We start from the raw sequence: 6,335 nt of genomic DNA, 5'->3' as shown, positions 1-6,335 counted from the left end.
TGCTGGAGCTGGTGGGGTTGGGCGACAGCGCCCACAAGCGCCCCAATGAACTGTCCGGCGGCATGCGCCAGCGGGTCGCCATCGCGCGGGCGCTCGCGCTCGATCCGGCGGTGCTGCTGATGGATGAGCCGTTCGGCGCCCTCGACGCCATTACCCGCGACCAGATGGGCCAGTCGCTGCTGGAGATATGGCAGCGCACCGGCAAGACGATCGTGCTCGTCACCCACTCCATCGACGAGGCCATTCATCTGTCCCGCCATGTTCACGTGCTGGGCATCAAGCCGGGGCGGATCACCGAAAGCCTCGACATCGGGCTGCCCTATCCGCGGGATCTGTCGGTGACGGAAGATCCCGAGTTCGTCAGGCTGGTGGTTCAACTGCGCACCATGCTGCGCGCCAGCCATCAACCGGGAGGCGCGTCATGAGCGATCAACCCATCACCAATCTCTCGGAGTCGCGGCTTGCCTCGAGCTGGAGTCAGGCGACAGGCAGCTGGCTCCCAGCGGTCATCCTTCTGCTGGCGACGATCGTGGTGTGGGAAGCCGTGGTGCGAGTTTTCGCCATCTCAGCCTTCATCATTCCTGCTCCGACCGAGATCGCGCAATCGCTGGTCGCGCAATGGGCAACGCTGATGCAGGCGACGCTGGTGACGGCGGGCGAGATCCTGTTCGGCTTCCTTGTCTCCGTCGTGATGGGCATCGCCATCGCGTTGGTCATCGTGCGCTTCGACTGGCTGGGGCGGGCGCTATACCCGCTGGTGGTGCTGTTTCAGAACGTGCCCAAGGTGGCGCTGGCGCCAATCTTCATCCTCTGGTTCGGTTACGGGCTCGCGCCCAAGATCGGTCTGATCCTGGTCATCGCCTTCTTCCCGGTGACGTTGTCGATGCTGGCGGGAATGCAGGCGGTCGACCGCTCGCTGCTGTCGCTGATGAATTCGGTCGGCGCCAGCCCGACGCAGATCCTGTTCAGGATACGCGTTCCGCATTCGCTGCCGAACCTGATGGCCGGGACCAAGATAGCCGCCACGCTGAGCGTCATCGGCGCCATCGTCGGCGAATTCGCCGGCGCCTCGGACGGGCTCGGTTACGTCATCCAGTTCGCCTCGACACAGCTCGACACTGCGCTTGTCTTCGCGGCGCTGCTGCTCGTTTCGGTGCTGGGCATCGCCTTCTACTACGCAGCCGAGATTCTCGAACGCATCGTGGTGCCGTGGGCGCCGAAATTCAGCCAGTCGTAGGTCCGCTCTCAAACCAATGAAAAAGGGAACAAAAATGCTCAGACGCTCACTCATCAAGGCAGCCGCGCTTGCGGCGTGTGTCGGGACACTCGGCTTCTCGGGCGCGGCCTTTGCGGCCGACAAGGTCAACGTCCAGCTCGACTGGGTGGTGCGCGGCAACCACGCCATGTTCTTCGTCGGCAAGGAAAAAGGCTTCTTCGCCGAGAACGACATCGACGTCGCCGAAATCCGCAAGGGCTCCGGCTCGCCCGACGCCATGCGGCTGGTCGGCAATGAGAACGCGGATTTCGGCTTCGGCGATCTTCCCACGCTCGCCGTGGCCCGGTCGCAGAATGTCCCGGTGGTCGCGGTGGCCGCCGTCAACCAGCAGTCACCGCTGGCTATCATCTCGCTGGCCAAGACGATCAAGCTCACCAAGCCGGCCGATCTCAAGGGGCTCACCATCGGCATTCATCCGGCCGGCTCGACCTACATCTTCTTCAAGGGCTTCCTCGCGGCCAATGGCCTGACCGAGAAGGACATGACGCTGAACAGCGTCTCGCCGCCCTATGAGAGCTATCTTCTCCTCGGCCGGGTCCAGACTGTGGTCGGCTATGTCGACGCCGAGGTTCCCGAGCTGGAGGCCAAGGCCGGCGGTCCTGGCTCGCTCAGCATCATGATGGGCGCGGACCATGGCTGGAAGGCCTACGGCTCCGGTCTGTTCACCTCCGAGAAGATGATCAAGGACAAGCCGGATGTCGTTGCCCGCTTCGTCAAAGCCTACCGGGAAGCCTTCGACTATGTCGTCGCCCATCCGGAAGAGGCCGCCGAGATCACGGCCAAGGCGGCTCCAGGCTATGCGGACAAGAAGGATGTGCTGCTGGCGCAGATCAACGCCGACATCGCGTCGACCTTCACCAGCCCCGACACAAAGGAACACGGCCTCGGCTGGATGACGAAGACGCAGTGGGAGGAAACGCTGAAGACGCTCACCGATCAGGGCGTGCTCAAGGCGGCCCTGTCGGCGGACGACGTCTTCACCGACAAGTTCCTGGCGAAGGAATAGGGCGCGCCATGTCGCGGGCCGACGGATCGATGGGCGCCTACCGGCACGCGAGCCTGTCCTGCTCCATGCGGCAGGACACGGCGCGCTTCCCTTCGGCCGCGGCGGCACGGTCGAGCGTGATCTGTGCCCGCGTAGCATATACACGACCCGACAGGCCGCACCACAGCCGCTCGACGGGCAGGTTCTCGCGCTTGTCGTTGAGGATGGTGAACGTGCCCGTCTTCGGGTCGAACCAGAGCTCGACACAGGCGCTCTTGCCCGGCTCGACCGTCGTAATCCCGGCCGAATACCAGTGGGCGAAGTCGGCATTGCACGACAGTCCTTCACTGCCCGCATTCGAGATCGTCAACGGCACCATGTCGAGCCCGTCGGTGCCTTTGCGGACGATGACGTGGTGCAACTCAACCGCGCTGGCGAAGGATGTGAACGCCAGCATCGCCGGGAGGACATAACGAATCTTCACTTTGCCTGAGCTCCATGGGTAAATTTTTCTCAGGCAGTCTATCTCGCTTCTGCGCAATAACAACAAGAATATTGATTGGTGAATCAAACAGAGAGGGTAACATGTTAAAGCTTCTTAAGTGCAGTGTGAGTGCAATTATACTGAGCGGCGTCTTGCTCGGCGGGGCGCTTGCTGGCGAAGTCAAGTCGATCGCCATCCTGACGCCTGAAGAAGGCACCGATTACGGCTGGAACCAGCAGGGCATCGATGCCGCCAAGGCGGCGGGCAAGGCAGCCGGCGTCGAAGTGGTCGTGGCCCAGGGCCTCGGCTATGGCGACGTTCGTCCGACGCTGCGCGAACTCGCGTCAGACGGCGCCAGCCTGCTGATCGCGCATGCCAGCGGCTACAACACGTCTGCGCCTGAAATCGCCAAGGAGTTGAAGGTTCCGGTGGCGATCGTCGACACGCCGAATGGCTTGGAGAAAGGTCTCGTCGCCGACTACACGCTGAGCGGCCACCAGGGCGCTTATCTCGCCGGCCGTCTTGCCGCCAAGATGTCGCGCTCGAAGTCGGTCGGCATCGTCGTGTCCGGCGAACCGCCTTCGTGGAACTCGCAGTCGGCGGCGTTCGCGCAGGGCGTGAAGGCCGAGAACCCCGACGTCAAGATCACCTATGCGGTGATCGGCCCGGCCGCCTACAGCGACGCGGCGGGTGGCAAGCGCGTGACCGAAAGCGTGATCGCCTCCGGCGCCGACATCATCTTCGGCCAGGGCAACGGCTCCAGCTTCGGCATGTTGCAGGCGGTCGAGACGACCAAGGCCACCGACGGCGGGAAGGTCTATTTCATCGACGTCATCGGCGACAAGTCGCCCATCGACAAGGGCTTCCTGCTGTCGTCGGTGGTGTGGAACATCGAGCCGGTCTACGCCGCGATGATCGCGGATATCAAGGCGGACACGTTCGGCACCAAGCACTATTCGATCGGCCTCCAGGACGATTCGGTGAAGCTTTTGAAGACCGCCGCGATCCCGGACAAGGTATGGTCCGAAATCCAGGCGGTGCGCGACGACGTCATCTCCGGCAAGATCAAGGTCGATCCGGTCTATGACGCCGCCGCCGTCAGGGCGCTGATGACGAGCGTCGCCCAGTAAGGCGGCGACCTGTCGGCTTCCGGAGGGGCGATCGGTTCCCCTCCGGACATTTCCCGTTTTTCCAGTGCTGGGCTTTCATGAGCAGTCTGTCTTCACCGCCTGCCGACAAGCGCGACATCGTCGCGCTCGAAGGCGTGACCAAACGCTTTCCCGGCATCGTCGCCAATGACGGCATCGACCTGTCGATCCGTCCCGGCGAGGTGCATGTGCTGCTCGGCGAGAACGGCGCGGGAAAGTCCACCTTGATCGGCATGCTGTCGGGACTGCAGCAGCCGGATGAGGGGCGCATCCTGGTCGACGGCAAGCCGACGCCGATCACTTCGCCGCGCCATGCGCTGGCGCTGGGCATCGGCACGGTGTTCCAGCACATGATGCTGGTGCCGACGCTGACGGTGGCGGAAAACCTGTTGCTCGGCGGGCCCTGGTGGCAGCGGCCCAGGACCGAGGAGCTGGAGGCGCGCGTCGCCGAGATTACCCGCAGCCTCGGCATCAGCGTCAAGCTGCACGCAAAGGTGTCGGAGCTTTCGCTCGGCGAACAGCAGCAAGTCGAGATCCTGCGCGCGATGGTGCGCAACAGCCGGCTGCTGATCCTCGACGAATCCACCTCGATGCTGACGCCGAAAGGCATCGAGGAACTCGGCGCCTTGATGCGCCGCCTCGTCGGACAGGGGCTGGCGATCGTCTTCATCACGCACAAGCTCAAAGAGGCGGCGGCCTTCGGTGACCGCATCTCGGTGCTGAAGCTCGGCCGCAAGGTCGGCGAGATTCCACCCGAGCGTTTTCGCACGCTCGGCGAGCAGGAGATCATCTCCGAAATCGTGGAGCTGATGTTCGGCAAGCAGAAGGACGATCCGGAGGCCGCCGAGCGGCCCACCCGCACGGTGCGTGCCGACGCCGCGCCGCTGCTTCAGGTCGCCGACCTCGCCGTTGCGCCGACCGAAAACGCGCCGGGCCTGTCGTCGATTTCCTTCGACATCCGCCCGGGTGAGATCCTGGGTATCGCCGGCATCGACGGCAACGGCCAGAAGCAACTGGCGGAGGCCTTGGCCGGCCAGCGTGCGGCGACCGGCGGTTCGGTGCGGCTGGAAGGCGCCGCCATCGAGGCGCTGAGCGTGGGCGAACGCCGCCAGCGCGGCCTTCGCTACCTGACTGACGACCGGCTCGGCGAAGGCCGCGCTGGCGGCGTCGAGCAACGCACCGAGATCGACAGGCGCGCGGCCCAGCTGGTGCGCGAATACGATGTTCGCACGCCGAGCCTGAAGACGCCTGTCGCCCGGCTCTCGGGGGGCAATATCCAGAAGGTGCTCCTGGCGCGCGAACTGGCCGAAGGCGCCAGGGCGGTGATCTTCAACAAGCCGACTTATGGACTGGATCTCGCCAACACGCTTGCGTCGCGCCAGCGCATCCGCGACACGGCGGCGCGCGGCCTTGCCGTGCTGCTGATCTCCACCGACCTCGAGGAATTGCTCAGCATGTGCGACCGCATTGCCGTCATCGCCAATGGCTCGCTGGTTGGCACCGTCGCCAATGCCGACGACGCGCGCACCAAGGTCGGCCGCCTGATGATTGGACTGGCCGCATGAGCATCGATACCGCACCCGGCGCCAGCGCCAACGCACTCGACGCCACGAGCGGCGTCGCCACCCGCCGCGATATACTGCACCGGCTGCTGATGACGCTCGGGCCCATCCTTGCAGCCCTTATCATCGCCGGCTGCATCCTGCTTGCCGTCGGCGTCGATCCGCTCGCCTATTACGGCTACGTGCTGGAGAAGGGGCTGTTCTCGCCGCTGGGCATCCAGCAGACGCTGACGCGCATGGCGCCGCTCTTGTTCCTCGCCGCCGGCCTGATCGTGGCCTTTCGCGCCGGCATGTGGAATCTGGGCGGCGACGGCCAGTTCCTGCTCGGGGCTGTCACGGCGGCCGCCAGCGCTCCCGTCCTGGTGCAGGTTATGCCGGCCTGGCTGGCGCTGATCTGTTCGTTCCTGATCTCCATGGTGGTGGCCATGGCGTGGTCGCTGCTGCCCGCGCTGCTGCGCGCCTATCAGGGCGTGAACGAGATCATCACCACGCTGATGATGACGTTCCTCGGCACCTCGCTCGCCAACGTGCTGGTCAAGCTCGTGTTCCGCGACCCCGGCACGACCGTGCCGCAGACGCGTACCTTGCCGGTCGAAGACAGGCTGCCGCGGCTCTTCGACACGACCATCACCAGCGGCCTCGTGCTCGGACTTGCGGCGATCATCATCGTGCATCTGGTGATGACGCGGACAGCGTTCGGACTGAAATTGAGGATCGTCGGCGCCAATCCGCGCGCGGCGGTTCATGCCGGGCTCGGTGTGCCTGGCCTGACGGTTGCCGTCTTTGCCATTTCGGCGGGCCTTGCAGGCCTTGCCGGCGCCGTCGACGTCATCGGCGTGCAAGGCAATGTCCGCGCCGACTGGAACCCCGCCTACGGCCT

7 protein-coding genes are annotated in these 6,335 nt (G+C 64.8%); 6 read left to right on the top strand and 1 reads right to left on the bottom strand.

Annotation, left to right across the window (positions count from 1 at the left end):
• From EOA28_RS21015 to EOA28_RS21005, 3 genes are all read left to right on the top strand, one after another.
• A partial coding sequence (locus EOA28_RS21015; protein ID WP_148670785.1) for an ATP-binding cassette domain-containing protein occupies positions 1 to 425 on the top strand: 425 nt, incomplete at its 5' end.
• Complete coding sequence (locus tag EOA28_RS21010; protein WP_127253427.1) at positions 422 to 1,237, top strand: ABC transporter permease; 816 nt, start codon at positions 422 to 424, stop codon at positions 1,235 to 1,237. The genes EOA28_RS21015 and EOA28_RS21010, both read left to right, overlap by 4 nt.
• Before the next feature lie 34 nt (positions 1,238 to 1,271).
• Entirely contained in the window at positions 1,272 to 2,282 is a 1,011-nt protein-coding gene (locus tag EOA28_RS21005; protein WP_127253428.1) for an ABC transporter substrate-binding protein, read from the top strand.
• 37 nt (positions 2,283 to 2,319) lie between these two features.
• On the opposite strand, the gene EOA28_RS21000 is transcribed toward EOA28_RS21005, so the two are convergent.
• The gene (locus tag EOA28_RS21000; RefSeq protein ID WP_127253429.1) at positions 2,320 to 2,745 is read right to left on the bottom strand and encodes a hypothetical protein; all 426 of its coding nucleotides are present in this window, start codon (positions 2,743 to 2,745) and stop codon (positions 2,320 to 2,322) included.
• 101 nt (positions 2,746 to 2,846) lie between these two features.
• On the opposite strand from EOA28_RS21000, the gene EOA28_RS20995 reads away from it, so the two are divergent.
• The 3 genes from EOA28_RS20995 to EOA28_RS20985 all read left to right on the top strand — a co-directional run.
• Positions 2,847 to 3,875: a BMP family protein gene (locus EOA28_RS20995; protein ID WP_126081809.1), complete on the top strand. Its 1,029-nt coding sequence runs from the start codon at positions 2,847 to 2,849 to the stop codon at positions 3,873 to 3,875.
• Between the two features lie 77 nt (positions 3,876 to 3,952).
• The gene (locus tag EOA28_RS20990; RefSeq protein WP_128315222.1) at positions 3,953 to 5,458 is read left to right on the top strand and encodes an ABC transporter ATP-binding protein; all 1,506 of its coding nucleotides are present in this window, start codon (positions 3,953 to 3,955) and stop codon (positions 5,456 to 5,458) included.
• Positions 5,455 to 6,335 (top strand): ABC transporter permease (locus EOA28_RS20985; RefSeq protein ID WP_148670784.1); only part of this gene is annotated, 881 nt, incomplete at its 3' end. The genes EOA28_RS20990 and EOA28_RS20985, both read left to right, overlap by 4 nt.

The organism is Mesorhizobium sp. M2A.F.Ca.ET.067.02.1.1 (assembly GCF_004023285.1).
Lineage (GTDB): Bacteria > Pseudomonadota > Alphaproteobacteria > Rhizobiales > Rhizobiaceae > Mesorhizobium.
Note: the sequence above shows the minus strand (reverse complement) of the source record. Positions and strands in the feature narration are given on the sequence as shown.